The sequence below is a fragment of the Streptomyces sp. E2N166 genome (assembly GCF_003671715.1).
Lineage (GTDB): Bacteria > Actinomycetota > Actinomycetes > Streptomycetales > Streptomycetaceae > Streptomyces > Streptomyces thinghirensis.
This window is the reverse complement of record NZ_RAIF01000036.1, coordinates 1-457: the sequence shown is the minus strand read 5'-3', so window position 1 is coordinate 457 and position 457 is coordinate 1. Positions and strand designations below refer to the sequence as shown.

At 70.5% G+C, this 457-nt stretch carries 1 pseudogene; it reads left to right on the top strand.

Annotated elements, in window-relative coordinates:
• Positions 1 to 457 (top strand): annotated as a pseudogene (locus EBH09_RS36765) (LacI family transcriptional regulator); the annotation flags it as partial.

Genomic DNA, 457 nt, shown 5'->3' with positions numbered 1-457 from the left:
CCGTGCTGAGCGCGTTGGACGTCCTGGGGTACGAGCGGCCGACGCAGTTGCGGGGTGAGCGCGCGCGGCTGGTCGGGCTGGTGCTGCCGGAGTTGCAGAACCCGATCTTCCCCGCGTTCGCCGAGGTCATCGGTGGCGCCCTGGCCCAGCAGGGGCTGACGCCGGTGCTGTGCACCCAGACCAAGGGCGGTGTCTCCGAGGCCGACTACGTCGAGCTGCTGCTGCAGCAGCAGGTGTCGGGGGTCGTCTTCGCGGGCGGGCTGTTCGCTCAGGCCGACGCCCCGCACGACCACTACCGGCTGCTCGCGGAACGCAACATCCCGGTGGTGCTGATCAACGCCTCCATCGAGAATCTCCACTTCCCGTGCATCGCCTGCGACGACGCCGTGGCCGTGGAGCAGTCCTGGCGTCACCTCGCGTCCCTGGGTCACGAGCGCATCGGCCTGGTGCTCGGCCC